Genomic DNA, 25395 nt, shown 5'->3' on the forward strand with positions numbered 1-25395 from the left:
CGAATGGGTACGTGAATTCTGAACGACCCGAGGAGGGTCGGCCGATCGGCCGCCGGGTGTTCCTCGGCACCGTAGGCCTGGGCGCCCTCGGTGTCGTGACCGCGCCGGTGCTGCAACGCGTCACCGAGTCGGTCCTCGGCACCTTCTCGGGCAAGGACCCCACGGGCCTGACCGGCCTGCTCCCGAACGGCGGCGGCTTCCGCTACTACTCGGTGACCGGGTCGGTGCCGAACAAGACCGCCGCCGACTACCAGCTGAAGATCGACGGCCTGGTCGACAGACCGCACACCTTCAGCCTGGCCGAGCTGCGCGCCCTGCCGCAGACCCGGCTGGTCAAGGATGTCCAGTGCGTGACCGGGTGGCGGGTGCCGGAGACCCCGTTCGAGGGGGTCCGCCTCTCGCACCTGCTGGACCTGGCGGGAGTGCGCGACACCGCGAAGGCGATCCGCTTCACCTGCTTCGACGGCGCGTACACCGAGAGCCTCACCCTCGACCAGGCGCGGCGGCCGGACATCCTGGTCGCGCTGCGCATGCAGGACAAGGCCATCGGACACGACCACGGCGGCCCGGTCCGCCTGTACGTCGCCCCCATGTACTTCTACAAATCGGCCAAGTGGCTCTCCGGCATCACGGTGACCGACAAGGTGCAGCCGGGATACTGGGAACACCTCGGTTACGACGTCGACGCCTGGGTCGGCCGCTCGAACGGACGCGACGATGAGCCTACGAGCTGAGGCACCGGCCGCCACCGGGCGGCTGCACCGCTTCACCCCCGCCGAGCGCTGGATCCACCGCACGACGGCGGCGCTGATGGGCATCTGCGTGCTGACGGCCGCCTGCCTCTACATCCCGCAGCTGGCGATCCTGGTCGGCCGCCGCGAACTGGTCGTCCGCATCCACGAGTGCGCCGGCCTGGCCCTGCCCGTCCCGGTCCTGCTCGGCCTCGCCTCCCGCGCCTTCCGCAGGGACCTCGGCTTCCTGAACCGCTTCGGCCCCCACGACAGGCTCTGGCTGCGGGCCGCCCTGAGCCGTGACAAACGCCCGTCCTCCCGTCCGGCGGGCAAGTTCAACGCCGGCCAGAAGATCTACGCGAACTGGATCGCCGGCGCCACCCTGGTCATGCTCGCCACCGGCCTGCTGATGTGGTTCACCCACCTCACCCCGCTGATGTGGCGCACCTCGGCCACCTTCGTCCACGACTGGCTGTCCCTGACGATCGGCGTCGTCCTGGCGGGCCACATCGGCATGGCCATGGCCGACCCGGAGGCGAGGCAGGGGCTGCGCACCGGGAAGGTGAGCAAGGAGTGGGCGAAGCGGGAGCATCCGCTGTGGCGGCCCTGACTCCCGGCGGGGACGTCGATCAGGCCGGCGGCCGCCCGAGCAGCGAGCGCGGCCGCGAGTCCAGGATCGCTTCGGCCTCCTCGCTGATCGCGTGGACCACGTCGGCGGCAGGGCGCACGCCCTCGACGAAGGACGCCGACTGTCCGTAGAGGATCTCGCCGGTGTCGGGGTCGGGCGGTGCCCCGAAGGGGTTGCCGCCCGTCGCGCCGCTGAATTCCTCCGCGCGGTCCCGCAGCGTCGATTCGCGCCCCGACCACTCGTCGGTGAACCGGTTGCGGCGGACGCGTTCGCCGATACCGGTCGGCCACGGCAGGCCTGACACGATGTCGTAGGCCCGGGTCCACACGGTGTCCCCGCCGTCGCTCTCGACGATCAGGCGCTTGTGGATGTCGTGCACCTCGACCGCCTCGGGTGTGGCGAGGAACGCCGTGCCCAGCCAGGCACCGTCCGCGCCGGCGGTGAGGACGGCGGCGAGGGTGCGTCCGTCGCCGATGCCGCCCGCGGCCAGTACCGGGACATCGGGGTACCTGCGCACGATGCCGGTCAAGAACGGCAGCAGGCCCATCGTCCCGGTGTGACCGCCGGCCTCGTTGCCCTGCGCCACCAGGACATCGGTCCCGGCGGCCACCGCCGCCGCGGCGTCCTCGTAGTCCTGGACCTGGCACATCACCCGGGCTCCCGCGTCCTTGGCCCGGCCGAGCCACGGCCGGGGATCGGCGAACGACAGCGCGACGACCGCAGGCCGCTCCTCCAGCGTGGCGTCGAACAGCGGCTCGGTGAAGGGGAGGAACGGCGTGATGAACCCGACCGCGAAGGGCCGGTCCGTCGCGGCCCGGACGGTCGCGATCTCCGCGCGGATCCAGTCGGGCCCCTGCCAGGGATGCGTACCCCCGAAACAGCCGAGCCCGCCGGCGGCGGAGACCGCCGCGGCGAGTGTCCCGCCACTGTGCAGGGCCATGGGGGCGCACATGATCGGATGGGCGAGTCCGAACATGTCGGTCAACCTGGTCCGCAACATGGGCGAACAGTAGCGGACCGCCGGAAAACCGGCGGTCCGCCCGCACCTTCGACGTCCAGCGGCACCTCGGCCGGCCGACTCCGGTCCGCCGCCTCGTGCCGAGCGGACCCACCCGCTCCTGGACGTCCACGACGCCGGTGGGCGGCCGGCGTCGTGGACGCGGTGCCTCTAGACGATCAGTGAGAGGAGCAGGACCAGGCCGCCCGCCACCACCGAGATGATCGTCTCCATGATCGACCAGGTCTTGACGGTCTGCCCGACGCTCAGCCCGAAGTACTCCTTGACCAGCCAGAAACCGGCGTCGTTGACATGGCTGAAGAAGAGCGAACCGGCGCCGATGGCCAGCACCAGCAGGGCCGTGTGGGCCGTCGACATGTCCGCCGCCAGCGGGGCCACCAGGCCCGCCGCCGAGACGGTCGCCACCGTCGCCGAGCCCGTCGCCAGCCGGATCGCCACCGCGATCAGCCAGGCCAGCAGCAGCGCCGGGATCGACCAGTCCTTGGAGATCTCCAGGATCATCTGGCCGACACCGCAGTCGATCAGCGTCTGCTTGAAGCCGCCGCCCGCGCCGACGATGAGCAGGATGCCCGCGATGGGCATCAGACCCTTGTCGACGGTCTGCTGGAGCCGTTCCCTGGAGAACCCGGCCGGGCGGCCCAGCGTGAAGAAGCCGACGATCACGGCCGCGAGCAGGGCGATCAGCGGGGAGCCGATGACGTCGAAGACCCGCTGGACGGTGTGCGCCGGGTCGTCGACGACGATGTCCACCAGCGCCTTGGCCAGCATCAGCACGACCGGGAGCAGGATGGTGGCGAGGGTGGCGCCGAAGCCGGGGCGCTTCTCCAGCTCCTCCGAGGGGCGCTGCGGGAGCATCCGGTCGGGGGCCGGGACGTCCACCCAGCGGGCGGCGACCTTGGAGAACAGCGGACCGGCGACGATCACGGTCGGGATGGCCACCAGGACGCCGAGGGCCAGGGTCACGCCCAGGTTGGCGCCGACCGCGTCGATCGCGACCAGCGGGCCGGGGTGCGGCGGCACCAGGCCGTGCATCACGGACAGACCGGCCAGCGCCGGGATGCCGATGCGCATCAGGGAGTAGTTGCCACGCTTGGCGACCATCAGCACCACCGGGATCAGCAGCACGATGCCGACCTCGAAGAACAGCGGCAGACCGACCACGGAGGCGATCAGCACCATCGCCCACGGCATGGAGCGGCCGCCGGCCTTGGCGAGGATGGTGTCGACGATCTGGTCGGCACCGCCGGAGTCGGCGAGCAGCTTGCCCAGGATCGCCCCGAGCGCGATCAGGACACCCACGCCGGCGACCGTGGAGCCGAGGCCGGTGGTGAAGCTGGTGATGACCTTGTCCAGCGGCGCCCCGGCGAACGCGCCGAGCGCGAGCGAGCCGATGGTCAGCGCCAGGAAGGCATGGAGCTTGAACTTGGTGATGAGCAGGATGATGACGGCGAAGGCCGCAAGGACGGCGATGCCGAGCTGGGCATGTCCGGCCGAGGTGATGGGCGCGACGGTGTCCGCTGCCAGCATCTCGACGCTGAGTCTGGTCACGGTGGTTCCTTGGAGGTACGGGGACGGAGAACTTGCAGATACGGGAAAAAGGGGGGGGGATCGCTGAGAGGGGGAGTTACCGCCGGGTGAGGTCGGGCAGTGCGTCCAGGGCCCGCACGGCCCGTGCGGTGATCTCCTCGGGGCTGCCGGTGACGTCCACGGCGACGCCCGCCTCGTCCGCCTCCAGCGGCTGGAGCGTGGCGAACTGCGAGTCCAGCAGCGCGGTCGGCATGAAGTGACCCTGCCGGTGCGACATCCGGTCCTCGATGAGCTTCCGGTCGCCGGTGAGGTGCACGAAGACGACGCCCGGGGCGGCGGCGCGGAGCCGGTCACGGTACGACCGCTTCAGCGCGGAGCTGCTGACCACCCCGCCCAGGCCCTCCCGCCCGTGCGCCCAGGAGCCGATGGCGTCCAGCCAAGGCCACCGGTCGGCGTCCTCCAGCGGGTGTCCGGCCGACATCTTGGCGATGTTGGCCGGCGGGTGGAAGTCGTCGCCCTCGGCGTAGGGGACGCCGAGCCGGGCGGCGAGCAGGGGACCGATCGTGGTCTTGCCCGTGCCGGCGACGCCCATCACCACGACGACGTGGGGGGTCCGCATCACTGCCTCGCTGTCTTCCTCGGGGTTCCTCAACGAGAGACACCGGCGTACGACATCCGGCGTCGGCCTCACTGAAACCCATTAGGTACGACGAATTCAAGAGTCTGTGACAAATAAGTCTGACTTTTTGGCTCTGTGATCCGCTCGGTACGCTGAGTGCATGAGCACCATGGGCCGCGGGCTGCACGGCCGCGTACTTGACTCCCTCGGCCCCGCCATCACCGCCGGCGAGTACCCGCCGGGCAGCGTCCTGCGCACGGACGAGCTGGCCCAGCAGTTCGAGGTGTCACGCTCGGTGATGCGCGAGGCGGTCCGGGTGCTGGAGTCCATGCACCTGGTCGAGTCCCGCCGCCGGGTCGGCGTGACGGTCCGCCCGAAGGCCGAGTGGAACGTCTACGACCCGCAGGTCATCCGCTGGCGGCTGGCCGGTGCCGACCGCCCCCACCAGCTGCGTTCGCTGACCGTGCTGCGCTCGGCGGTCGAGCCGGTGGCCGCGCGCCTGGCGGCGAAGAACGCCACGGCCAAGCAGTGCGCGGAACTCACCGAGTGCGCGCTCGGCATGGTGGCCAACTCGCGCGGCCACCGGCTGGAGCAGTACCTGTTCCACGACATGGCGTTCCACCGGGTGATCCTCAACGCCTCCGGCAACGAGATGTTCGCCCGCCTCGGCGACGTCGTGGCGGAGGTCCTCGCGGGCCGTACCCACCACGAGGTGATGTTCGAGGACCCCGACCCGGCCGCCGTCACCCTCCACGTCCAGCTGGCCGAGGCGGTCCGCGAGGGCGACGCGGCCCGTGCCGAGCAGCTGACCCGCGAGATCACGGTGGGCGCCCTCCAGGAACTGGACATCCTGGCGCCCTAGGCCGCCCTAGGCCGCCCTAGTCCGGGAAGTCGCCGTCCAGGTACACCCAGGCGCCGTCGACCCGCTCGAACCGGCTGACTTCGTGCAGGGACCCGCCCTTGAAGGAGGCGCGGAAGGTCACCGTGCCGGTGGCGTGGAAGGCCGTACCGTCGGTCGTCGCCAGGATCTCCAGGCCCGTCCACCGCATCCCGGGGTCCAGGTCGAGCCGGCCCGGACGGGTCCGGGGATGCCAGGTGCGCAGCAGGTACGGCTCGTCACGCCTGACGAACGCGCTGTAGCGCGAGCGCATCAGCGCCTCGGCGGTGGGCGCCGCCGCACCGCGGTGGAACCGCCCGCAGCACTTCTCGTACGTCTCCGCCAGGCCGCACGGACAGCCGGCGGCGGGCTGTCGCCGGGATCGCTTCGCTGCCAAGAGCCCGCCCCCCCTACGCCGACTCGGCGTTGGTGGGCGGCTGCGCCGGACGGGCCGGCACGCTCAGGGTGGGCAGCGCGGGCAGCGCCGCGCCGTGCACCCAGGCGTCGAGGAGGGCGTCGAGCGGCTCGTCCGCGAACCGGTTGACGTGCGCCGTGAACATGGCGGTCGTCACCGTCCCGCCCCGGTGCAGGCCCGCCCACGCCCGCAGCATGTGGAAGAACCGCTCGTCGCCGAGTGCGCAGCGCAGCGCGTGGACCGTGACCCCGCCGCGCTCGTAGAGCCGGTCGTCGAACATCGCCTTGCGGCCCGGGTTGGCGATCCGGATGTCCTGCGGCAGCCCGGACAGCAACCGGTGCGCGACAGCCGCCAGTTGCTGGGCGCTACGGCCACCGGACCGCTCCGACCACAGCCACTCCGCGTACTTGGCGAGCCCCTCGTTCAGCCAGATGTGCCGCCAGTCCGCGATGGAGACGCTGTTGCCGAACCACTGGTGCGCCAGCTCGTGCGCCACCAGCCGCTCCGAACCCCGGGCGCCGTCCACGTGGTTGACGCCGAACAGCGACAACCCCTGTGCCTCGACGGGGACGTCGAACTCCTCGTCGGTGACGACGACCGCGTACTCCTCGAACGGGTAGGGCCCGAAAAGCCGTTGGAACAGGTCCATCATCGCGGGCTGCCGGGCGAAGTCCCGCGAGAAGTCGGGCAGCAGATGCGCGGGTATGTGCCCGTGCATCGGGATCCCGCCGAACCCCGGGTCGCCGAGGATCACCGTCTGGAACTTGCCGATCGCGAGGCCCACCAGATAGCTCGACGTCGGCGCCGCCTGCTCGTACACCCAGGTCGTCGTGGACGCCTTGGTGGTCCGGGTCAGCAGCCGGCCGCCGGCCACCACCGAGTACGCGGACGGGCAGGTGACCGAGATCAGGTAGGACGCCTTGTCGGCCGGCCGGTCGTTGCACGGGAACCAGGAGGGCGCGCCCACCGGCTGGCTCGCCACCAGCGCGCCGTCCGTCAGCTCCTCCCAGCCGATCCCGCCCCAGGGGCTGTTCACCGGCCTGGGGTTGCCCGACCAGTGGATCTCCACGGTGAACGCGGCCCCGGCCCGCAGCGGCTTGACGGGCTTGACCCGCAGCCTGCCGCCGCGGTGCGTCCAGTGCGGCTGGCGGCCGTCCACCCGGATCCGGCCGATCTTGAAGTCGGCCAGGTTCAGCTGGAACTCGGGCAGCGCCGCCCGGCCCGCGATCGCGTTGATCCGGACCGAGCCGGCCAGTCGGTTGGGGCCGGGCCGGTAGTCCAGCGTGAGCTCATAGCGATGCACCCGGTACCGGGGATCGCCGTTGTCCGGGAAGTACGGGTCCGGACCCGCTGACTGCTGCACTGCCACTTCCGCGTTCGCTCCCTGCGCTGTGCTCGAACCGTCTCTCGGCGCACCGATGCCCGCGGCCACCGAACGGCCCGCGCTCAGGGACGCCATGCCTCGATCGGGTTGCCGAGCCAGCGGGTGTCGTCGGGAACCGACTCCGCCGCCATGACGAGCGACGCGGGACCCAGGGTGGTACGGGCCCCGATCGTGCTGCCGGGCAGCACGATCCCGCCAGGACCCAGTGTGGCGCCCTCACGGAGAACCACAGTATCCGTCCGCAAGATCCGGTCGTGGAAGAGGTGAGTCTGCAGGACACAGCCGCGGTTCACGGTGGCCGCGTCCTCCAGGGTCACCAGATCCGTCTCCGGCAGCCAGTAGCTCTCCACCCAGACGCCCTTGCCGATCCGCGCGCCGAGGCCGCGCAGCCAGGCCGTCATCACCGGGGTACCCGGAACCGAACCGGCCAGCCACGGCACCGCCAGCACCTCGACGAAGGTGTCCGCCAGCTCGTTGCGCCACACGAACGAACTCCAGAGCGGGTGTTCCCCACCGCGGTGCCGCCCGACCAGCAGCCACTTGGCCAGCACGGACACCAGGCCGGCGGCGGCACCGGCGGCGAGCAGCACCAGGCCGGACAGCAGCGGCGCCCACGCGCCCAGCGCGCACAGCGCGGCGACCGTCAGCCCGGCCAGCGCCACCGAGCACAGCACCGGCACGATCCTGCACAGCTCCACCAGACCGCGCGCCCACAGCAGCCGCGCCGGCGGCTCGTAGGTCCGGCTCTGGTCACCGTCCGACGCGCTGCGTGGCAGTTTCACCGGCGGCAGCCCCAGGTACGACGTGCCCTTCTTCGCCTTCTTCGGCGTCGCCGACAGCACGCCCACCAGGCCGCCGTCCGGCACGCTGCGGCCCGGCGCGGTCATCCCGGAGTTCCCGAGGAACGCCCGCCGCCCGATCTCCGCGCGCCCGATCCGCACATATCCGCCACCGAGCTCGTACGGCGCGGTCAGCGTGTCGTCGGCCAGGAACGCGCCCTCGCCGACCGTCGTCAGGCTCGGCAGCGCGAGCACGGTCGAGACCTCGGCACCGCGCCCGATCCGCATCCCGAGCAGCCGTAGCCACACGGGGGTGACCAGACCGGCGTACAGCGGGAACAGGGTGTCCCGGGAGCGGTCCATCAGCTGGGAGACCGTCCAGGCCTGCCAGCCGATCCGGCTGTGCGTCGGATGCGTGCCGACCCGCAGGCCCAGGCTGAGCAGCCGTACGGAGACCAGGATCAGCAGCGCGTACACCAGCCCGAAGGCCAGGGTGGCCGGGACCAGCGCGACCGCCGCGCCCCGCAGGGCCTCGGCCAGGCCGCCCCCGGGAGCCACGAAACGCCCGGCGACCAGCAGTGCGGCGGCACCCGCCAGCACGGGCAGCGCGCTGAGCCCGACGCCCGTCAGGCCGTACATCACCCGCCAGTAGGTGCCGCGCTGCGGCCGCTGCTTGGGCCAGTTCCGCTTGGCCTTGCCGAGCTTGACCGCCGGGGCGCCGGCCCAGCGCTGGCCGGTCGGGATCTGCCCGGTGACCGCCGAGCCGGGGGCCACCTCGGCGCGCTTGCCGACCCGGGCGCCCGGGAAGAGGATGCCGCGCGTGCCGACGACCGCGTGGGCGCCGATCCGGACCGGGCCGATCACCAGTCGGTCGCCGTCCAGCCAGTGGCCGGACAGGTCCACCTCGGACTCCACGGCCGCACCGCGCCCCACCCTGAGCAGGCCGGTGACCGGCGGCAGCGAGTGCAGGTCCACCTCGGGACCGATCTTGGCGCCGAGCGCCCGCGCGTACCGCTCCAGCCAGGACCCGGTCAGCGCGGTCGCGCCGGTGAACTCGGTCAGCCGCTCGGCCGTCCACAGCCGCAGATGGACCGAGCCGCCGCGCGGGTACCGGCCGGGCTTCACGCCCCGCAGCAGCAGCCGCGCGCCACCGGCGGCGATCGCGATCCGGCCGGGCGGCGTGTAAAGGACCAGGGCCCCGAGGGCGACCAGCCACCAGGGTGCGGTGGGCAGCCAGCCGTAGCCGCCGAGCACGTTGCCGAGCGCGGCCAGGACGACCGTCCAGCGCAGCCCGAGCAGGGTGAACAGCGGGAGCAGCACCATGAGCTGCACCAACTGGGCGGCGCGCGGCACCGGCGCGATCGTCCGCTGCGCGGTGTCGTCCTGCGCGGACTCCTCCAGGTGGCGGGCCAGCTTGCGCAGCACCGGCTGCTGGTAGATGTCGAGGACGGCCGCGCTCGGGTAGCGGGTGCGCAGCCGGGTGGTGAGCTGGGCGGCGGACAGGCTGCCGCCGCCGATCGCGAAGAAGTCGTCGGAGGCGCTGCTCACCGGGATACCGAGGACCTCGGTCCACTGCTCGGCGAGCCAGGCCTCGGTGCCGTACAGCTGCTCGGCCCGGCCGGCCGTCTCCAGGCCCTCCAGGGGCCAGGGCAGGGCGTTGCGGTCGACCTTGCCGGAGGTGCGGGTGGGCAGCTCCTCGACGGGCGCGAGCAGCGGGACGAGGGCCGCGGGCAGCTCGGCGCGCAGCTTCTCGACGGCGGTCGGGTGGTCCCAGCCGTCCTGGGTGACGATGTAGCCGACGAGCAGCTGGTTGCCGCTGCGCGCGGTCCGTACGGCCGCCGCGGCGCCCGCGACGCCCGGCAGTGCCTGGAGGGCCGCGTCGACCTCGCCCAGCTCGATACGGCGGCCGCCGAGCTTGATCTGCTCGTCCGCGCGCCCGAGGAACACCAGTCCCTCGCGGTCGGCGCGCACCAGGTCACCGCTGCGGTACGCCCGGTCCCAGCCCAGCGACGGAAGCGGCGCGTACTTCTCCGCGTCCTTCTCGGCGTCGAGATAGCGGGCCAGGCCGACCCCGCCGATCACCAGCTGGCCGCTCTCGCCCATCGCCACGGGCTCGCCCGCGTCGTCGACGACGGCGAGTTCCCAGCCGTTCAGCGGCAGCCCGATGCGGATCGGCTCCTCGCCGCTCATCAGGGCCGCACAGGCGACGACGGTGGCCTCGGTGGGACCGTAGGTGTTCCAGACCTCGCGGCCCTCGGTGACCAGCCGCTGGGCCAGCTCGGGCGGGCAGGCCTCGCCGCCGAAGATGAGGAGCCGGACGTCGTTGAGGGTCTCGGGCTCCCAGAGCGCGGCCAGGGTCGGCACGGTCGAGACGACGGTGATCTCCTGCTCGACCAGCCAGGGGCCGAGGTCGGCGCCGCTGCGGACCTGGGAGCGGGGCACGGGCACCAGGCAGGCCCCGTAACGCCAGGCCAGCCACATCTCCTCGCAGGAGGCGTCGAAGGCCACCGAGAGGCCCGCCATGACCCGGTCGCCCGGGCCGATCGGGTCCTCGGTCAGGAACAGCGCGGACTCGGCGTCCACGAAGGCGGCGGCGCTGCGGTGGGTGACGGCGACGCCCTTGGGCCTGCCGGTGGAACCGGAGGTGAAGATGATCCAGGCGTCGTGCTCGACGCCGGGCCGCCGGGCGGCGTGGCGCGCCTCGGGGTTCCGTACGTCGATCTCCAGCCCGGCACCGAGGACGGCCGCGACCTCCGCCTCCCCGAACACCAGCGCGGCCCGCTCGTCGGGGTCCTCGGCGTCCACGGGGACATAGGCGGCACCGGCCGCGAGCACGCCGAGCACGGCGATGTACAGGTCGTTGGTCCCGGACGGCACCCGTACGCCCACGCGGTCGCCGAGCCCCACCCCGGCCTCGTGGAGCCGTCGCCGCAGCCGCTCGACCTCGACCGCGAGGGCGCGGTAGGTGAGCTGGGCGGTGCCGTCGTCCAGTGCGGGCTCGTCGGGGTGGGTCCGTACCGTTGCTTCGAGCACGTCCACGAGCGTGCGTGGCGAGGCCGCCGCTCCCGCCGAGAAGCGTGCCGTGTCCCCGAACTCCTCGCGGATCTCTTCGTCGAGCAGGCCGAGAGCACTGCTCTCGTCAATCGCTGCCATCCGGTCCTCGCGTCTCGTTCCCGGAACATCCGGGGCGCCGGCGGGTCCCCAGGTCTGCCTGGGGTTGTCCGGCTCCGGCTGGGTAACAAGCCGGAAATATTAGTACGACGCTAGGCTCACGTTCATCTTGCGGCCACTTGGAAGCGGCCGTTCGAGGTAGTCACTTGAATTCTAAGGCACCTCTGACCAGGTCTTCTCCGGGTGTGACGAGAGATGGGACACACAGCGTGAGGCCGGTCAACACAGTGTGAGAAACGCCAACGCTGCGTGGGGCGGCCCGACTCCGCGGGCCCGACGGCGCGCGCGGCGACGGCCGGTGCCGTGGCAGGGAGGGGGGTGCGCCACGGAACCGGCCGTCGTCGTGGGGGGAGTGCGGATCAGGCGGCGGTGACCTCGGCCCAGATGGACTTGCCCCAGGGCAGATTGCCCACGCCCCAGCGGCCCGAGCACAGGGCGTCCAGGATCAGCAGACCGCGCCCACGGTCGCGTTCGACGGAGATGGGGCGCAGCCGGGGACGGTGGTTGAGCGGATCGTGCACCTCGACCCGGGTCCGGGAGCCGTCGGTGTCGATGAGGAGTCTGACCGGGTCGTCCGGGTCGGTCTCGTAACGCAGGGAGTTGGTGACCAGCTCGCAGGTGACCAGCGCGACGGCCTCGATGTGGTCACGGGAGGCGTCCGGGGTGTGATGGATGATGAAGTCGCTCACGAACGTCCGTGCCGCCCTGGCCGACTGGGGCTCGCTCGCCAGTAACAGGACCGGCGGCGGGGCGACTTGCAGTGCACGGGTTTCGGTCGTGGTGCTCCGCTGGCGTTCGATCATGTAGATCCCCTCACGGGCATGTCCCAACGCAGGCACGGTGGTTCGCCATGCGAGTGCGGTCACTTTCGTATTTCCCGGATTCATGGTGCCTTCACAGCACAGTCGATCGCAATACGTCCCACGTGATGTGAAAAATTGCGCACCTCTGCGAGAGAGTTGCGGCACAAGCCGCCAGCCGGTGGCGAGGGTTGGGGCGGCACGGCAGACTGTCGGGCAGTTCACCGGACAGAAGGGGGAATCCGTGAGCACGCCCACGGTGCGCCGGCGACGGCTCGGTGCGAAGTTGCGCGAACTGCGCGGCGAACTCACCCTCGACGAGGTCGCGGAGCACTCCGAAGGCGCGTTCGTCTCCTCGAAGCTGTCCCGGATGGAGACCGGCAAGACCGCCCCCAAGGCAGCGGACATCCAGGCGCTGCTCGATCTGTACACCGCACTCGGCCGCGACGTGAGCGACGAACTGCGCGCGGCCCTGATCACTCTCACCAAGGACGCAGGCCGCCGCGACTGGTGGCACTCGTACCGGGGTGTCCTCACACCCGTGTACGAGGACCTGATCAGTCTGGAGGCCGAGGCAGAGACGGTCTCCACCTGGCAGTTGGGGATGATCCCCGGACTGCTCCAGACCGCCGAGTACGCCCGCGAGATCATCCGGGCGACCGCCATGTCCGAGGCGGTCGAGGCACGGGTCGACGCGCTGGTCGAGGTACGGCTGGCACGTCAGGCCGTACTCACCCGCGACAGTGACCCGCTGGCGCTCTGGGCGATCATCTCCGAACAGGCCCTGCGCTGCACCACCGAGGATCCCGCCCTGATGTACGAGCAGTTGGGGCGCCTGCTTACGATGGGGCGGCGTCCGAACATCAACATCCAGGTGTTGCGCTCGGACGCCCCCCTCCACGCCGGGCTGACCGGCACCTTCAGCATCCTGGGCTTCGGTCCGCACACGGACCTGGACGTCGTCCACCAGGAAGGGCTGACCTCCGCCCTGTACATCGAGGAACGTGATCGGGTCTCCACGCACCGGGCCGCGTGGCAACGCCTCACGTCTGCCGCCGAGTCCGTCGAGGCGTCGGTGGAACTGATCACCCAGATAAGGAAGAACGAATAGCGAATGAAGCACGTTGACGACGCGTCGACTCTGCCGGTGACCTGGTGGAAGTCCTCGGCGTCCGCATCACAGTCCGACTGCGTGGAATGCGGGATCGTCGACGAGGCGACGGTGGCCGTCCGCGACAGCAAGCGACCCTGCGGGCCCGCGCTGCTGCTGGGCCGGGCGGCGCTCTCCGCGTTCACCTCGGCCGTGCCCCACGGAAACCTCGGGAACGGCCGAATAGGCCGCCTCGGCTGACCCCCACACCCCCCGAAAACCAAGAAACCCCTGCTCAGCAGGGGTTTCTTCGTGGTGTCCGAGGGGGGACTTGAACCCCCACGCCCGATAAAGGGCACTAGCACCTCAAGCTAGCGCGTCTGCCATTCCGCCACCCGGACAAGGTGTCTGTCGCGCGGGGTCTCCCTCGCGGCGACGAAGGAAACATTACCAGGCTTTCGGAGGTGGCCGATCACACCCCGTTCCGGGGACGGGCGGGCGTGAACGGCGTGTGACGGACCAGGACCGGTCTTGGGCTCGGGCGGGAAGGGAGAGAGGATGACAGGGACCGGCCGGTAGTGACAGCGGAAGGAAGCAGCGTGAGCGAGACGGACACGGCCAGGAGCGTCACCGGCGAGGACGAGGTCGTGGACCTCTGCCGCGAGCTGATCCGCTTCGACACCAGCAACTACGGCGACCACTCCGGGCCCGGCGAGCGCAAGGCCGCCGAGTGGGTGGCCGAGAAGCTCGCCGAGGTCGGCCTTGAGCCGAAGATCTTCGAGTCGCACCCGGGCCGCGCCTCGACGGTGGCCCGCATCGAGGGCGCGGACCCGACCCGGCCCGCCCTGCTGATCCACGGCCACCTCGACGTCGTACCGGCCAACGCCGACGACTGGACCCACCACCCGTTCTCCGGCGAGGTCGCGGACGGGTGCGTGTGGGGCCGGGGCGCGGTCGACATGAAGGACATGGACGCGATGACCCTGGCGGTCGTACGCGACCGGCTGCGCAGCGGCCGGAAGCCGCCCCGGGACATCGTGCTCGCCTTCCTCGCCGACGAGGAGGCCGGCGGCACCTGGGGCGCCCGGCACCTCGTCGACAACCACCCGGACCTCTTCGAGGGCGTCACCGAGGCGATCAGCGAGGTCGGCGGCTTCTCCTTCACGGTGAACGAGCAGCGCCGCCTCTACCTGATCCAGACGGCCGAGAAGGGCATGCACTGGATGAAGCTGAAGGTGGCCGGTACCGCCGGGCACGGTTCGATGATCCACCGCGACAACGCGATCACCGAGCTGACCGAGGCCGTCGCCCGGCTCGGCCGGCACAAGTTCCCGGTCCGGGTCACCAAGACCACCCGGGCCTTCCTCGACGAACTGGGCGACGCGCTCGGCACCGAACTGGACCCGGAGGACATGGAGTCGACGCTGGCCCGGCTGGGCGGCATCGCCAAGCTGATCGGCGCGACGCTCAGCAACACCGCCAACCCGACCCAGCTGAACGCCGGTTACAAGGTCAACGTCATCCCCGGCGAGGCCACCGCGCACGTGGACGGCCGTTTCCTGCCCGGCCACGAGGAGGAGTTCCTCGCCGACCTCGACCGGATCCTCGGCCCGAACGTGGTCCGCGCGGACGTGCACTCCGACAAGGCGGTGGAGACCTCCTTCGACGGGGCGCTGGTGGAGGCCATGCAGTCCTCGCTGCTCGCCGAGGACCCGACCGCGAAGGCGATCCCCTACATGCTCTCCGGCGGCACCGACGCCAAGTCCTTCGACGACCTCGGCATCCGCGGCTTCGGCTTCGCACCGCTCAAGCTGCCGCCGGAGCTGGACTTCGCGGGCATGTTCCACGGCGTGGACGAGCGGGTGCCGGTGGACGGTCTGCAGTTCGGCGTGCGGGTGCTCGACCGGTTCATCGACGCGTCCTGAAGCGGTACGCGTCGTGAAGTCCTGGCTTCAGGTAATCGGGCGGCTGTACGAGTTCGACTGAAAAGAGTGAATGCGACGATAAGCTCGTAGCTCGATTACTTCCTCCTCGTTACATCTAATGCGATCCGCTACTTGGGATCGCATTGCCAACAAGGAGGAATAATGCTCAAGAAGGTCGTCGCTGCTGCGGCTGCCACTGGTGGTCTGGTTCTCGCGGGTGCGGGCCTGGCCGTCGCCGACTCGGGTGCTCAGGGCGCTGCCGTGGGTTCCCCGGGTGTCATCTCCGGCAACGTGATCCAGGTTCCCGTGCACGTCCCGGTGAACGTCTGCGGCAACACGATCTCGGTGATCGGGCTGCTGAACCCCGCCTTCGGCAACACCTGCATCAACAAGTGACGCCGGCTCCCTGAGGGGCGTCTTTCCGTCGGCCCCGGAGCGCGCGCCATGCGCTCCGGGGCCGACCGGTTTTTCCGCGGGCTCTTTCCGCGGGGAATGCAACGGTCAGGATCCAAGGCAGGGGGGAATTCAGAAATGCGACAGGGCACCCGTAAGGGCCTTATGACAGTGGCCGCGGCGACCGGCGTGATCGCCGCGGCGAGCGGCTACGCCCATGCCGACTCGGGGGCCGTCGGCTCCGCCACCGACTCACCCGGCGTGCTGTCCGGCAACACGGTGCAGGCGCCGGTGCACGTGCCGGTGAACGTCTGCGGCAACACCGTGAACGTCGTCGGCGCCCTCAACCCGTCGATGGGCAACAAGTGTGCCGACCACGGTGGCGGGGGCGGTGCCTCCACGGGCCACGGAGGGTACGGGGGGCACGGTGGTGGGCACGGAAGCCACCACGGCGGCTCGCACGCCACAGGACACACCGGGGGCTCGCCCGGGGTCGGTTCGGGCAACACCGTGCAGGTGCCGATCGACGTTCCGGTCAACGTGTGCGGGAACAGCGTCAACGTCATCGGGATCGGCAACACCGCCGTGGGCGACGACTGCGCCAACGGCGGGAGTTCCGGACATTCCGGTGGCTCTGGCGGTTCCGGTGGTTCCGGCGGCGATCACTGCACGCAGCCGCCCGGACACGGAGGTCACGGAGGTCACGGAGGTCACGGAGGTCACGGTGGCCACGGAACGCCTCCGGGTCACGGAGGGCACGGCGGCCACCCGGGTCACCCCGGGACCCCCGGCCACCCGGGTCACCCCGGGACCCCCGGCCAGCCGGGTCAGCCTGGGACTCCGGGTCAGCCTGGTCACCCCGGGACTCCGGGACAGCCGGGTCACCCCGGGACTCCGGGACAGCCCGGAACGCCAGGACATCCGGGTCACCCGGGCAACCCGGGCCAGCACACCGGTACACCGCCCGGTCACTCCGGGGGACGGACCGTCACGACCGGTACCCACGGCTCCGGCCTCGTCGCCCCGCTGGGCAGCCTGTCGGTGACCCGGCCCGGCCCGGCCACCGCCCAGCTCGCGCACACCGGCAGTGACCTCCCGCTGGGCCTCGCGCTTCCGGCGGGCGCCGGCGCGCTGCTCGCGGGCGCGGTGCTGTACCGCAAGGCACGCGCCTCGGCGTAGCGCACGGACGGCGACGCTCTCCCGAGGGGGCGCCCCCGGCAGCGGTGCGTGGAACGGAGCGGGCCCCGTCGATGCGGGGCCCCTTCCGTCATTCGGAGAGTCTCACCATGTGGCACGCACCTGGCGGATGATCCGCCGGCGCAACCGCACCCTGCGGCTGCCGTCGCGCATGAGGCTCAGTCGGTCCAACTCCCAGTGTCCGTACTCGGCATGGTCCGTCAGCAGACGCGTCGCCTCCTTGCGGGACACCCCGCGAGGCACGTACACGTCGACAAATTCGTATTCCGGCATCGCATCTATTGTGCGGGCTGGTGCCCGGTACGGATAGCGTCTGCACTATGTCTGATGCTGCGCAGCCCACCGCTGCCGAGGTACGCGCCGCCGCCGAGGCGGTCAAGACCGCGCTCGACCGCCATCTGGCCGCGGTCGAACGCAGGTCGGGGGAGGACGACCCGGCTGTCTACGAGGCGTTCAACCAGCTCGCCGCGGCCGCCGAGGTCTACGACGAGCTGCTCTACGACCGCTATGACGAGGTCACCCCCTTCGAGATCCCCGGTACCGAGGACTCGCTGCCACCGTACGCGGGGCCCGAGGAACCGAACGCGATCAGCGTGCTGATCCGCCGCGACTACGCCGTGGCGGAACCACAGCGGCTGCTGGCGCAGGCCCAGCGGGTCGAGGCGGCGGAGTACGACGACGGCCCAGGCGCGGACCAGGACGCGGCCGGCACGATCCACGGGGCGCTGGGGATCCTGTTCGGCGAGTTCGAACCGGACGAGATCGCCTCCCGGCACAAGGAGTTCGGCCTGGAGGAGGGCGACTCCACACTGTGGGTGACCGCGGCGGACGAGCCGGCCGAGCCCGGTGAGTGGCTGGAAGCCCCGTTCGAGGGGGTCGATCCGCAGCAGGTCGTCTGCCGGTTCGACGTCAGCGCGGTGTTCGACGACGAGGACCATGAGGACCACGAGGACGCCGCGGGCATCGCGCGCAGCGAGGACCCGGACGAGCTGGACGATCTCGGCCTCGACGAGGACGAGGACCTGGAGCCGCTGGACGCCGAGCGCTGACCCTCCGGCCGCCCGGCGGTGCCTTGCGGGCCTTGCGGCCGGTTCGGCACCGCCGGTCAGCGGAGACGGCGGAACGAGCGGAGACAGCGGAACAAGGGGACAGCGGAGCAGGGCGGCGGAGCCGGGTCAGGCCCCGGCCGTCGGCGGTACCTGTGTCCTGAGCAGGAGCGGAAGGCGGGTCGTCCGGGGCTTCGGCAGGGTCTCGGCCACCGCCTTCGGCAGGGCCTGGTCCACGCCGTGGACCACCGACAGATGCCGCTCCGCCCGGCTGAACGCCGTGTACACCCAGGGGCGGCTGAGCGACTGGGCCGCGTCGCCGGGGAGCACCACGACCGCCGCAGGCCAGCGGCCGCCGACCGCCTGGTGGGCGGTCAGCGCCCAGCCGTGCCGTACGGCCTGCTCCACCCGCTCCTTCGGGACGACCACGGGCGCGCCCGCGCACGACAGGTGCAGCCCGTCGGCGTCGGCGTTCACCACCTGGCCCGGGACCGTACGGCCCGGCGCGGGGGAGTAGGCGATCCGGTCACCCGGATCGAAGCCGCCGAAACGGCCGGGGCCCGGGTTGAGCCGTTCCTTGAGGGCCGCGTTGAGGGCACGGGTGCCGGCCGCGCCGCCATGGCCCGGGGTGATCACCACGGTCTGCTCGGCGGGGACGCCGATGGCGCGCGGGACGGAGTCGGCGACCAGCTGCACCGTCCGGTGCACCGCCTCGCCCGCGTCCCGCACCGGCACGATCACGATCTCCTTGCCGGGCGCCTCGACCTGGCTGAGCTCACCGGCACCGATTCCGGAGACCAGTTCGCCGAGCGGGCCGGGGTCGGGCGTGCGCGAGGCGATCTGTGGGCACACCCGGGCCGCCAGCAGGTCGGCGAAGACCCGCCCGGGGCCCGCCGACCACAGCACCGCCGGATCCCCGCTGAGCACCAGCCGGGCGCCGTCGGGCAGCGCCTCCACGAGCATCGCCGCGCCCTCCACGTCCAGCTGGGGCGCGTCCAGCACGATCAGCAGGTCGAGGTCGAGGGCACCCTCCGCGTCCCGGCCCGGCCCCTCGGTGCCGGAGAGCAGACCGGCGACCGTACCGACGGCCGCCTCGCCGTCCGCCGGCAGGGTGGCCAGGCGGCGGAGTCCCTCCGGGGTGTGGACGGCGGCGAAGGCGCGCAGTCCGGCGCTCCGGGCGGCGGTCAGCAGGGCCGCCGGTTCGGCGCGGGCCGCCTCGCCGCCCGTGTGCAGCACCAGGCCGTGTCCGGCGACCGCCGCCGCCAGCTCGGCCGCACCGCCGGAGGTTGCCGCGGCGGCCGCCTCCCAGGGCTGCGAGGCCTCCGTGGACAGCGAGTTGACCAGCCGGGCCAGTCCGTCGGCGAGGCTCTCCTCGGCCAGCGCGTACCGTTCCAGACCGACCAGGACCCGGACCGGCCGCTCCTCCTCGTCGTCCTCGGGCTCGGGGGCTCCTGGATCCAGCAGGTCCTGGAAGACCAGCGCGTCTCCCTCGGCGAGCGCGTCCTGCACGGCCGCCTCCGGGTCGGGCACCGTCCGCTGGGCCAGCGCGGCGGTGAGCGCCGGCATCTCCAGCGCGGTGTGCCCGGCCAGGGCGGCCTGTTCCAGGAGCCAGCCGGTCACCGCCCGGCCGCGCCGTTCGTCGCCCGGACCGCACTCCGCGCCCAGCAGCGCCCGCGCGAACCCGTCCGCGTGGTCCGGCCGTACGCCGGTGACCCGGAGCAACTGCCAGGGGTCCTCCCGCAGCAGTGTGTCCGCGCCCTCACCGAGGACGGCGGCGACCTGGGGAGCGAGCGACTCGGGCGCACCGCCCTCGGCCAGCACCGCTCGTACCACCGTGACCGTCTCCACGGCGGGCGCCGCGGGTGCCGCGGGCGCGGCGGCGACAGGTGCGGGCCGGGGCCGGTGGGCCGGCTCCGGTACGGACGCCTGCCGGGGGGCGGGCTCCGGGGCGGCGAACACGGTGGCCGTGGGCTTCTCGCCGCTCTCCACCGCCCGGATCGCCGCGAGCAGATCGGCCGCCTTGCCACTGAGCTTGGTCCCGGCCTCGACCGGCCCCGCCTTCTCGGCCTTCCGCCGCTCGATCCGCTCCCGCTCGACCCGCTGGGCGGCCAGCTCGGCCTCGGCCTCCGACAGCCGCGCTGCGCCCACCGAGCCGCCGTCGCCCCCACCACCGTCCGGGCCACCGCCCGCCCCCGCGACACCGCCGCCGGCCCGGTCGCTGCCGTCGGCCTCGCCGGCCTCGCCGGCCTCCAGGTCACCGCCCGCGCCTGCGGTGTCGCCGCCCTCGGCCCGGCGGCTGCCGTTGCCCGCGTCGCCCTTTCCGCCTGCACCGCCCTCCGGGCCACCGCCTGAGCCCGCGACACGGCCGTCGGCCCGGTCGCCGCCGTCGCCCGCGTCGGTCGCGCGGGAGTCGGCGCGTTGCGTGTCGCTTGCCGTGTCGCTTGCCGCGGCGGTGGTGGTGGCGAGGGCGTCGGTCTCCGTCGTGCCCCCGGACGTCGTGCCCTCGTCGGCCTCGGGCGTGGCGCCCAGCCCCGGCTCCGTGCTCACAGCGTGCTCCAGTCGTGATCGGGATAGCGGTGCACGGGCGCCGACACGTCGTCGAGCGCCCGGCAGATCTCGTCAGGAAGACTAAGCGCCTCCACTGACAACGCCCCCGTGAGCTGCTGCGCGTTGCGCGGGCCGACGATCGGCGCGGCCACGCCCGGCCGGTCCCGTACCCAGGCGAGCGCCACCTGGAGCGGTGTCACGGCGAGCCCGTCCGCCGCCGTCTGCACCGCGTCCACGATCCGGGTCGCGGTGTCGTCGAGATACGGCGCGACGAACGGCGCCAGATGCTCCGAGGCGCCTCTGGAGTCCGGGGGAGTGGAGTGGCGGTACTTCGCGGTCAGTACGCCCCGGCCCAGCGGGGAGGACGGCAGCAGGCCGATGCCGAGGTCGAGGGCGGCGGGCAGCACCTCGCGCTCCACGCCCCGCTGGAGCAGCGAGTACTCCAGCTGGGTGCTGGCCAGCCGGGTGCGGGTGCCCGGCGCCGCGAGCTGCCAGGTCGCCGCCTTCGCGATCTGCCAGCCGCAGAAGTTGGAGACCCCGGCGTACCGGGCGCGGCCGCTGCTCACGGCCAGGTCGAGGGCCTGGAGGGTCTCCTCCAGCGGGGTGTCCGGGTCGTAGGCGTGCACGTGCCAGACGTCGACGTAGTCCGTGCCGAGGCGGGCCAGGGAGGCGTCGAGCGCGGCGAGCAGATGGCCGCGGGAGCCGTCGAAACGGCGGTCGGGGTCGGGGACACTGCCCGCCTTCGTCGAGATGACCAGGTCCCGGCGCGGCACCAGCCCTTCTATGAGTTGCCCGAGCAGGTACTCGGCCTCTCCGTCGCCGTACACGTCCGCGGTGTCGACCAGGGTTCCGCCGGCCTCCCAGAACGCCTTCAGCATGTCCGCGGCGTCGTGCTCGTCGACGTCCCGGCCCCAGGTGAGGGTGCCGAGCCCGATGCGGGACACGCGCAGGCCGGTACGGCCGAGATGCCTCTGCTCCATGTCCGCGAGATTACTGGCCAGAGCTGGTGCGTTGGGTTGCCTGTGGATAACCGATTTCACGGGGCGGCGGTGCGTTGCAGGAGGCGGGAGCCGACCTGTCCGGGGGCGCGGGGCAGTACCGATGCGCGGCTCCGCCGCGTGGGCGCGACCAACCCCCACGACCCGCGGTCGGACCACGACCGATCCCCCACACAGAAAGTCCCCGCGCTAAGGTCTCCGCAACAGCGACGTTACTGATCGGTAAGGGGATCGGCCATGAAGCTCGGGATCAACCTCGGCTACTGGGGTGCCGGGATGGACGGGGACAATCTGGCCGTGGCGCAGGAGGCCGAGCGGCTCGGGTACGCCGTCTGCTGGGCCGCCGAGGCCTACGGCTCCGACGCCGCCACCGTACTCAGCTGGGTCGCCGCCCAGACCGAGCGCATCGACGTCGGCTCGGCCATCTTCCAGATCCCGGCCCGGCAGCCCGCGATGACCGCGATGACCGCCGCGACGCTCGACTCGCTCTCCAAGGGCCGCTTCCGGCTCGGCCTGGGCGTCTCCGGGCCGCAGGTCTCCGAGGGCTGGTACGGCGTCAAGTTCGACAAGCCGCTCTCCCGCACCCGCGAGTACGTGGAGATCGTGCGCAGGGCGATGAGCCGCGAGCGGCTGTCGTACGAGGGCGAGCACTGGACACTGCCGCTGCCGGGCGGCCCCGGCAAGCCGATCAAGCTGACCGTGCACCCGGAGCGCGAGCACATCCCGGTCTACATCGCCGCCATCGGGCCGAAGAACCTGGAGCAGACCGGCGAGATCGCCGACGGCGCGCTGCTGATCTTCCCCTCCGCCGACCACCTGGAGGAGACGGCCGTCAAGTACCTACGCGCGGGGCGGGAGAAGGCCGGCAAGACCCTCGACGGGTTCGACATCTGCCCGACGCTGCCGCTCGCCGTCGGCGACGACAAGGACGTGGCCACCCTCGCCGACACCTTCCGGCCCTACACCGCGCTGTACGTCGGCGGCATGGGCAGCCGCAAGCAGAACTTCTACAACCAGCTCGCCCAGCGCATGGGGTACGAGCAGGAGGCCGCCGAGATCCAGGACAAGTACCTGTCCGGGGACAAGAACGGGGCCGCCGCCGCCGTCCCGCAGGAGCTGATCGACCAGACCACGCTGCTCGGTTCCGTGGACCGGATCGCCGACCGGATGAAGGCCTACGCGGCCGCCGGGGTCACCACGCTGTCGCTCGCGCCCGCCGGGTTCGCCCTGGACGAGCGGCTCGCCTCGCTGCGGGCCGGCGCCGAGGCCCTGGAGCTCGCCGGACTCGCGTAGGCGCTCCGGCGAGAGAGAAGTCCGCGGCCGTGGTGGGGGCTCGGGGGGTCTTCCCCGCCACGGCCGTCACGCAGAACAACGCGCCCGCGCCCGCCCGGTTACGCCCCCCGTGTGACCCCGGCGCTCCTCCTTTCGGCCGCGTTCGTCCGCACAGCTGTTGCAGCCGTCCGGATGCGGCATTTGACTCGTTCTCTGCGGGTCTGGTGAGTTCTCCGGAGGGGTGCCCACGATGCTTTCGGCCAAGAGTCTTTTCCTGGAGATCCTCGACAACGACGAGTCCTTCCGGCTCTTCTGTTCCATCGCGGCCAGCGGGGAGTCGCAGGGCGGCTGGGAGAACGCGCGGATCGCCGCGCTGGTGCCGAAGACCGAACGCGACCTCGCCCCCAAGATCACCCGCCACGGCGCCGACGAGGACAAGCACGGGCGAATCTTCCACGCCCTCATGAACAGGCGCGGGCTCACCCCCGTCCCGGTCCCGCCCGACACCGACTACACGATGCTCCTGGAGCGGCACGGCATCGGGCTCGCCCACGACAGGCTCCGGGCCGACCGGCCGCTCACCGTGCAGGACATCGTCACCTACCTCGCCCACAGCCGGGTCACCGAGCAGCGCGCCTCGGAGCAGATGACGCAGCTGCGCAGGCACTTCGCCGACCACCCGGACGTCGGCCGCGCGGTGCGGATGATCTCCGACGACGAGGACAACCACCTCGCCTACTGCCACGAGGAACTGCTGCGGTTCGCCGCCGCCGGGCACGGCCGCGCCATCCAGCGCACCCTGCGCGCGTGCGCGCTCGCCGAGGTCCGGATCTACCGGGACGTCAGCCTCGCCGTCATGGCCCACATGGGCCGGATACTCGGCTGGCCCAAGGGCAGGTCCGCGCTGCTCGCGTTCGGCGTCCACGCCGTCTACGCCTACGAGCGCGCCGCCGGCTGGCGCCGGATGGTCTCGCTGCGGATGCCGGAGCGCAGGAACGCCCTGGGCGGCCCGGCCTCCTCCGCCCCCGAGTTCGCCTGAGCGGGAGCGAGGCGCTCGGCCGCCGCGCGGCTCACATCCAGCCGCGGCGCTTGAACAGCCGGTACAGCACCAGCTCCAGGGAGGCCATGAGCAGGATCACCGCCGGGTACCCCCAGAACCAGTGCAGTTCGGGCATGTGGTCGAAGTTCATGCCGTAGATCCCCGCGATCAGCGTGGGGACCGCCGCCATGGCCGCCCACGCGGAGATCTTCCGCATGTCGTCGTTCTGCCGGACGCTCATCTGCGCGAGATGGGCGCTGAGGACGTCCGACACCAGCCGGTCCAGGGCCTCCACGCCCTCGTTCACCCGCAGCAGGTGGTCGTTGACGTCCCGGAAGAACGGGCGGGCGTCCTCGCGCACGAAGGGCACCGTGGAGCCGCTGCCGTAGGGGCCCACTCCCGCCAGCTTGGTCATGGGCATGGCCAGCGGCACAGTGGCCCGGCGGAACTCCAGGATCTGCCGCTTGAAGGTGTAGATCCGCGACGCGGTGTGCCGGGAGCCGCCGCCGCTCGGCGAGAACACCTCGGCCTCCACCTCCTCCAGGTCGCTCTGCAACTCGGTCGCGACCTCCAGGTAGTTGTCGACGACCGCGTCGGAGATCGAGTACAGCACCCCCGTCGGCCCGTGCTTGAGCAGCTCGTGCTGCTCCTCCAGGTGCCGTCGGATGTCACCGAGCGGCGAGGGCGTCCCGTGGCGCACAGTCACCACGAACGAGTCCCCGATGAAGATCATCAGCTCTCCGGAGGTCACCGTGTCGCTCTTCGGTTCGTACGTCACCGGCTTCAGGACGACGAACAGCGAGTCGTCGTACACCTCCAGCTTGGGCCGCTGGTGGGCGGTGAGGGCGTCCTCGACGGCCAGCGGATGCAGCCCGAACTCGTCGGTGACCAGGTCGAACTCGTGTTCCGTCGGCTCGTACAGGCCGATCCAGAGAAAACTGTCGCCACGCGCGCGTGCCTCCGCGAGGGCGTCGGAGAAGTCCTGCGGGGTCTCCGTCCGCTCCCCGTCCCGGTAGATGGCACAGTCGACGATCACGGAGAGTATTCTCCCGTCGCCCGGCCCGCACCGCATTCCGTGACGTTCCTCTCCTCCGGGCCGCCCCGGCCGGTTTCGAAGGACCGCACGCGCGCCGGCCCCGAGCGGCGGCCGCGTTCGGCCCCTCGGCACCGGCGCACCCCTTGGGCGGGCGAACGCCTACCCTGGGCCGCATGCCCACGCTGATCCTCGTAAGGCACGGACGGTCCACCGCCAACACCTCCGGGCTGCTCGCCGGCTGGACGCCCGGTGTCGCCCTCGACGAGCGCGGCGCCGCCCAGGCCGCCGCGCTGCCCGGCCGGCTCGCCGGGCTGCCGATCTCCGAGGTCGTCGCCAGCCCCCTGCAGCGCTGCCAGGAGACGATCCGCCCGCTGCTGGACGCCCGTCCCGGCCTCACCGCCCACACCGACGAGCGGATCGGGGAGGCCCACTACGGCGACTGGTCCGGCCGCAAGCTCGCCGAGCTCAAGGACGAGCCGCTGATGGAGGTGGTGCAGGCGCACCCGTCGGCGGCCGCCTTCCCGGGCGGGGAGTCCATGCGGGCCATGCAGACCCGCGCCGCCGAGGCGGTACGCGAGTGGAACGCGCGCGTGGAGCGCGACCACGGCGCCGACGCCGTCTACCTGATGTGCTCGCACGGCGACATCATCAAGTCGCTCGTCGCGGACGCGCTCGGTCTGCATCTCGACCTCTTCCAGCGGATCTCCGTCGAACCGTGTTCCATCACCGCGATCCGTTACACCCGTCTGCGGCCGTTTCTCGTTCGTCTCGGGGACACCGGGGATTTCGCCTCCCTTGCCCCCCGCGAGGAACCTCCCGGGGAAGACGCCCAAGTCGGTGGCGGTGCCGGCGCGCCGTGATCGTCAGCCGCAGTAGGGTGAAGCGATCCACCTAGTCGCCGAC

Annotated in this window: 23 protein-coding genes and 1 tRNA gene; 12 read left to right on the top strand and 12 right to left on the bottom strand. The window is 71.9% G+C overall.

Annotation, left to right across the window (positions count from 1 at the left end):
- Positions 1-11 precede the first annotated feature (11 nt).
- Together ACWDGI_RS14090 and ACWDGI_RS14095 are read left to right on the top strand one after the other, a co-directional pair.
- The gene (locus ACWDGI_RS14090; RefSeq protein ID WP_450758729.1) at positions 12-734 is read left to right on the top strand and encodes a molybdopterin-dependent oxidoreductase; all 723 of its coding nucleotides are present in this window, start codon (positions 12-14) and stop codon (positions 732-734) included.
- Positions 718-1341: a cytochrome b/b6 domain-containing protein gene (locus tag ACWDGI_RS14095; protein ID WP_450758731.1), complete on the top strand. Its 624-nt coding sequence runs from the start codon at positions 718-720 to the stop codon at positions 1339-1341. The genes ACWDGI_RS14090 and ACWDGI_RS14095 overlap by 17 nt, the downstream gene beginning before the upstream one ends.
- Before the next feature lie 19 nt (positions 1342-1360).
- Here the strand turns inward: ACWDGI_RS14095 and ACWDGI_RS14100 are convergent, their stop codons facing one another.
- The 3 genes from ACWDGI_RS14100 to ACWDGI_RS14110 form a co-directional block, all read right to left on the bottom strand.
- Positions 1361-2359, bottom strand: a complete 999-nt coding sequence (locus tag ACWDGI_RS14100) for an NAD(P)H-dependent flavin oxidoreductase (protein WP_450758733.1) — start codon at positions 2357-2359, stop codon at positions 1361-1363.
- Between the two features lie 168 nt (positions 2360-2527).
- Positions 2528-3925: a GntP family permease gene (locus ACWDGI_RS14105; protein WP_450758735.1), complete on the bottom strand. Its 1398-nt coding sequence runs from the start codon at positions 3923-3925 to the stop codon at positions 2528-2530.
- Positions 3926-4001: 76 nt separating this feature from the next.
- Positions 4002-4523: a gluconokinase gene (locus ACWDGI_RS14110; RefSeq protein ID WP_450758737.1), complete on the bottom strand. Its 522-nt coding sequence runs from the start codon at positions 4521-4523 to the stop codon at positions 4002-4004.
- A 160-nt stretch (positions 4524-4683) separates the two neighbouring features.
- Here ACWDGI_RS14110 and ACWDGI_RS14115 point away from each other — a divergent pair, with 160 nt between their 5' ends.
- Entirely contained in the window at positions 4684-5385 is a 702-nt protein-coding gene (locus ACWDGI_RS14115; RefSeq protein WP_450758739.1) for a FadR/GntR family transcriptional regulator, read from the top strand.
- A 16-nt stretch (positions 5386-5401) separates the two neighbouring features.
- Here ACWDGI_RS14115 and ACWDGI_RS14120 read toward each other — a convergent pair whose 3' ends face one another.
- The 4 genes from ACWDGI_RS14120 to ACWDGI_RS14135 form a co-directional block, all read right to left on the bottom strand.
- On the bottom strand, positions 5402-5797 hold the full coding sequence (locus ACWDGI_RS14120) for a YchJ family protein (RefSeq protein WP_450758741.1): 396 nt from the start codon (positions 5795-5797) through the stop codon (positions 5402-5404).
- A gap of 13 nt (positions 5798-5810) precedes the next feature.
- Positions 5811-7184 (bottom strand): M1 family metallopeptidase, encoded by a 1374-nt coding sequence (locus tag ACWDGI_RS14125; RefSeq protein ID WP_450758742.1) that lies wholly within the window; start codon positions 7182-7184, stop codon positions 5811-5813.
- Between the two features lie 77 nt (positions 7185-7261).
- Positions 7262-11131: a Pls/PosA family non-ribosomal peptide synthetase gene (locus ACWDGI_RS14130; RefSeq protein WP_450758744.1), complete on the bottom strand. Its 3870-nt coding sequence runs from the start codon at positions 11129-11131 to the stop codon at positions 7262-7264.
- A gap of 377 nt (positions 11132-11508) precedes the next feature.
- On the bottom strand, positions 11509-11952 hold the full coding sequence (locus tag ACWDGI_RS14135) for an ATP-binding protein (RefSeq protein ID WP_450758746.1): 444 nt from the start codon (positions 11950-11952) through the stop codon (positions 11509-11511).
- Between the two features lie 241 nt (positions 11953-12193).
- Here ACWDGI_RS14135 and ACWDGI_RS14140 point away from each other — a divergent pair, with 241 nt between their 5' ends.
- Both ACWDGI_RS14140 and ACWDGI_RS14145 read left to right on the top strand, forming a co-directional pair.
- Positions 12194-13060: a helix-turn-helix domain-containing protein gene (locus ACWDGI_RS14140; RefSeq protein ID WP_450758748.1), complete on the top strand. Its 867-nt coding sequence runs from the start codon at positions 12194-12196 to the stop codon at positions 13058-13060.
- A gap of 3 nt (positions 13061-13063) precedes the next feature.
- Positions 13064-13300, top strand: coding sequence for a DUF397 domain-containing protein (locus ACWDGI_RS14145; RefSeq protein ID WP_450758750.1), 237 nt, complete (start codon positions 13064-13066; stop codon positions 13298-13300).
- A gap of 52 nt (positions 13301-13352) precedes the next feature.
- Here the strand turns inward: ACWDGI_RS14145 and ACWDGI_RS14150 are convergent.
- Positions 13353-13440: transfer RNA gene (locus tag ACWDGI_RS14150), tRNA-Leu, on the bottom strand.
- Positions 13441-13638: 198 nt separating this feature from the next.
- On the opposite strand from ACWDGI_RS14150, the gene ACWDGI_RS14155 reads away from it, so the two are divergent.
- The 3 genes from ACWDGI_RS14155 (at position 13639) to ACWDGI_RS14165 (ending at position 16536) form a co-directional block, all read left to right on the top strand.
- Entirely contained in the window at positions 13639-14964 is a 1326-nt protein-coding gene (locus tag ACWDGI_RS14155) for a M20/M25/M40 family metallo-hydrolase (protein ID WP_450758752.1), read from the top strand.
- Positions 14965-15126: 162 nt separating this feature from the next.
- Positions 15127-15360: a chaplin ChpH gene (gene chpH / locus ACWDGI_RS14160; protein WP_046732802.1), complete on the top strand. Its 234-nt coding sequence runs from the start codon at positions 15127-15129 to the stop codon at positions 15358-15360.
- A 135-nt stretch (positions 15361-15495) separates the two neighbouring features.
- Positions 15496-16536, top strand: a complete 1041-nt coding sequence (locus tag ACWDGI_RS14165) for a chaplin family protein (protein ID WP_450758754.1) — start codon at positions 15496-15498, stop codon at positions 16534-16536.
- Positions 16537-16638: 102 nt separating this feature from the next.
- Here the strand turns inward: ACWDGI_RS14165 and ACWDGI_RS14170 are convergent, their stop codons facing one another.
- The gene (locus ACWDGI_RS14170) at positions 16639-16827 is read right to left on the bottom strand and encodes a DUF5703 family protein (RefSeq protein ID WP_046732800.1); all 189 of its coding nucleotides are present in this window, start codon (positions 16825-16827) and stop codon (positions 16639-16641) included.
- A gap of 47 nt (positions 16828-16874) precedes the next feature.
- Between ACWDGI_RS14170 and ACWDGI_RS14175 the strand changes: the two genes are divergently transcribed.
- On the top strand, positions 16875-17603 hold the full coding sequence (locus ACWDGI_RS14175; RefSeq protein ID WP_450758756.1) for a hypothetical protein: 729 nt from the start codon (positions 16875-16877) through the stop codon (positions 17601-17603).
- A 126-nt stretch (positions 17604-17729) separates the two neighbouring features.
- On the opposite strand, the gene ACWDGI_RS14180 is transcribed toward ACWDGI_RS14175, so the two are convergent.
- Both ACWDGI_RS14180 and ACWDGI_RS14185 read right to left on the bottom strand, forming a co-directional pair.
- Positions 17730-20147, bottom strand: coding sequence for an ATP-binding domain-containing protein (locus ACWDGI_RS14180; RefSeq protein WP_450758758.1), 2418 nt, complete (start codon positions 20145-20147; stop codon positions 17730-17732).
- Positions 20144-21127: an aldo/keto reductase gene (locus ACWDGI_RS14185; protein WP_450758760.1), complete on the bottom strand. Its 984-nt coding sequence runs from the start codon at positions 21125-21127 to the stop codon at positions 20144-20146. The genes ACWDGI_RS14180 and ACWDGI_RS14185 overlap by 4 nt, the downstream gene beginning before the upstream one ends.
- A gap of 255 nt (positions 21128-21382) precedes the next feature.
- Between ACWDGI_RS14185 and ACWDGI_RS14190 the strand changes: the two genes are divergently transcribed.
- Positions 21383-22438: an LLM class F420-dependent oxidoreductase gene (locus ACWDGI_RS14190; RefSeq protein ID WP_450758762.1), complete on the top strand. Its 1056-nt coding sequence runs from the start codon at positions 21383-21385 to the stop codon at positions 22436-22438.
- Between the two features lie 229 nt (positions 22439-22667).
- A complete protein-coding gene (locus ACWDGI_RS14195) occupies positions 22668-23456 on the top strand; it encodes a ferritin-like domain-containing protein (protein ID WP_450758764.1) in 789 nt (262 codons plus the stop codon).
- Positions 23457-23487: 31 nt separating this feature from the next.
- Here ACWDGI_RS14195 and corA read toward each other — a convergent pair whose 3' ends face one another.
- Positions 23488-24492 carry a magnesium/cobalt transporter CorA gene (corA, locus tag ACWDGI_RS14200; RefSeq protein WP_450758766.1) on the bottom strand — a complete coding sequence of 335 codons (1005 nt, stop codon included), beginning with the start codon at positions 24490-24492 and terminating at the stop codon, positions 23488-23490.
- 173 nt (positions 24493-24665) lie between these two features.
- Between corA and ACWDGI_RS14205 the strand changes: the two genes are divergently transcribed.
- Positions 24666-25352 carry a histidine phosphatase family protein gene (locus tag ACWDGI_RS14205; RefSeq protein WP_450758768.1) on the top strand — a complete coding sequence of 229 codons (687 nt, stop codon included), beginning with the start codon at positions 24666-24668 and terminating at the stop codon, positions 25350-25352.
- Positions 25353-25395 lie beyond the last annotated feature (43 nt).

The organism is Streptomyces sp. NPDC001220, from assembly GCF_053597895.1.

Bases quoted from the DNA above. Each gene is read 5' to 3' on its own strand.
- ACWDGI_RS14095 (WP_450758731.1), top strand. From the start codon at position 718: ATGAGCCTACGAGCTGAGGCACCGGCCGCCACCGGGCGGCTGCACCGC.
- ACWDGI_RS14100 (WP_450758733.1), bottom strand. From the start codon at position 2,359: ATGTTGCGGACCAGGTTGACCGACATGTTCGGACTCGCCCATCCGATC.
- ACWDGI_RS14110 (WP_450758737.1), bottom strand. From the start codon at position 4,523: ATGCGGACCCCCCACGTCGTCGTGGTGATGGGCGTCGCCGGCACGGGC.
- ACWDGI_RS14115 (WP_450758739.1), top strand. From the start codon at position 4,684: ATGAGCACCATGGGCCGCGGGCTGCACGGCCGCGTACTTGACTCCCTC.
- ACWDGI_RS14130 (WP_450758744.1), bottom strand. From the start codon at position 11,131: ATGGCAGCGATTGACGAGAGCAGTGCTCTCGGCCTGCTCGACGAAGAG.
- ACWDGI_RS14135 (WP_450758746.1), bottom strand. From the start codon at position 11,952: ATGATCGAACGCCAGCGGAGCACCACGACCGAAACCCGTGCACTGCAA.
- ACWDGI_RS14145 (WP_450758750.1), top strand. From the start codon at position 13,064: ATGAAGCACGTTGACGACGCGTCGACTCTGCCGGTGACCTGGTGGAAG.
- chpH (WP_046732802.1), top strand. From the start codon at position 15,127: ATGCTCAAGAAGGTCGTCGCTGCTGCGGCTGCCACTGGTGGTCTGGTT.
- ACWDGI_RS14165 (WP_450758754.1), top strand. From the start codon at position 15,496: ATGCGACAGGGCACCCGTAAGGGCCTTATGACAGTGGCCGCGGCGACC.
- ACWDGI_RS14170 (WP_046732800.1), bottom strand. From the start codon at position 16,827: ATGCCGGAATACGAATTTGTCGACGTGTACGTGCCTCGCGGGGTGTCC.
- ACWDGI_RS14175 (WP_450758756.1), top strand. From the start codon at position 16,875: ATGTCTGATGCTGCGCAGCCCACCGCTGCCGAGGTACGCGCCGCCGCC.
- ACWDGI_RS14185 (WP_450758760.1), bottom strand. From the start codon at position 21,127: ATGGAGCAGAGGCATCTCGGCCGTACCGGCCTGCGCGTGTCCCGCATC.
- ACWDGI_RS14190 (WP_450758762.1), top strand. From the start codon at position 21,383: ATGAAGCTCGGGATCAACCTCGGCTACTGGGGTGCCGGGATGGACGGG.
- ACWDGI_RS14195 (WP_450758764.1), top strand. From the start codon at position 22,668: ATGCTTTCGGCCAAGAGTCTTTTCCTGGAGATCCTCGACAACGACGAG.
- ACWDGI_RS14205 (WP_450758768.1), top strand. From the start codon at position 24,666: ATGCCCACGCTGATCCTCGTAAGGCACGGACGGTCCACCGCCAACACC.